The 979-nt window shown below is 48.9% G+C and carries 1 protein-coding gene and 9 tRNA genes; all 10 read right to left on the bottom strand.

The window, feature by feature from the left end; translation table 11 throughout:
• On the bottom strand, window positions 1-217 hold a 217-nt coding region (locus OZJ21_RS09325), incomplete at its 3' end, for a hypothetical protein (RefSeq protein WP_442916319.1).
• Window positions 193-265: transfer RNA gene (locus tag OZJ21_RS09320), tRNA-His, on the bottom strand. The genes OZJ21_RS09320 and OZJ21_RS09325, both read right to left, overlap by 25 nt.
• Window positions 266-271: 6 nt before the next feature.
• Window positions 272-345 (bottom strand) — tRNA-Trp (locus OZJ21_RS09315).
• Between the two features lie 11 nt (window positions 346-356).
• Window positions 357-439: transfer RNA gene (locus tag OZJ21_RS09310), tRNA-Tyr, on the bottom strand.
• Between the two features lie 4 nt (window positions 440-443).
• Window positions 444-519: transfer RNA gene (locus OZJ21_RS09305), tRNA-Phe, on the bottom strand.
• Between the two features lie 25 nt (window positions 520-544).
• A tRNA-Asp gene (locus OZJ21_RS09300) sits at window positions 545-617 on the bottom strand.
• 9 nt (window positions 618-626) lie between these two features.
• Window positions 627-699: transfer RNA gene (locus OZJ21_RS09295), tRNA-Val, on the bottom strand.
• A gap of 5 nt (window positions 700-704) precedes the next feature.
• Window positions 705-776 (bottom strand) — tRNA-Glu (locus tag OZJ21_RS09290).
• A 14-nt stretch (window positions 777-790) separates the two neighbouring features.
• Window positions 791-880: transfer RNA gene (locus OZJ21_RS09285), tRNA-Ser, on the bottom strand.
• 14 nt (window positions 881-894) lie between these two features.
• A tRNA-Asn gene (locus OZJ21_RS09280) sits at window positions 895-967 on the bottom strand.
• Window positions 968-979 lie beyond the last annotated feature (12 nt).

Here is a 979-nt window from a genome sequence, read left to right as displayed (position 1 = left end):
TAAGTGAAAGCTTAAGTACATCAAGTTCGTTGAGCGAATCCTTGAGCACAAGCTCCTCACTAAGTGAAAGCTTAAGTACATCAAGCAGCTTGAGCGAATCCTTGAGCACAAGCTCCTCACTAAGTGAAAGCTTAAGCACATCAAGCAGCTTGAGTGAATCCTTGAGTACAAGTTCATCCTTAAGAATTAAAGGGCGAAAGATGGGATTCGAACCCACGCATGCCGGAGCCACAATCCGGTGTGTTAACCCCTTCACCACTTTCGCCATATATGGCAGGGATAGTAGGAATTGAACCCACACCGACGGTTTTGGAGACCGTAGTTCTACCTTTAAACTATATCCCTATTATAAAAAATGGAAGGGAGTGGATTCGAACCACCGAACCCGAAGGAGCGGATTTACAGTCCGCCGCGTTTAGCCAGACTTCGCTACCCTTCCATAATGGTGGCGCGGGACGGAATCGAACCGCCGACACAAGGAGCTTCAATCCTTTGCTCTACCGACTGAGCTACCGAGCCAAAAATTATATACTTTTCAGTATAACGGTCCTAGCCGGATTTGAACCGGCGATCTCCTGCGTGACAGGCAGGCGTGATAACCCCTACACCATAGGACCTTTTAAATATGGAGGATACAGGGTTCGAACCTGTGACCCCCTGCTTGTAAGGCAGATGCTCTCCCAGCTGAGCTAATCCTCCATTGATGACCCGTACGGGATTTGAACCCATGTTACCGCCGTGAAAGGGCGGTGTCTTAACCACTTGACCAACGGGCCATTCTACTATTCAACGGAGAGCAAGGGATTCGAACCCTTGAAACAGGTCATACCCGTTTACATGATTTCCAATCATGCTCCTTCGGCCTCTCGGACAGCTCTCCATTATAAAAAAATACTCCGGCAGGCGGACTCGAACCGTCGACACCCTGATTAACAGTCAGATGCTCTACCAACTGAGCTATGCCGGAATAACGCACGGC

Origin of the sequence: Ligilactobacillus sp. UO.C109 (assembly GCF_026847815.1) — a bacterium.
Classification (GTDB): Bacteria; Bacillota; Bacilli; order Lactobacillales; family Lactobacillaceae; genus Ligilactobacillus; species Ligilactobacillus salivarius.
Note: the sequence above shows the minus strand (reverse complement) of the source record. Positions and strands in the feature narration are given on the sequence as shown.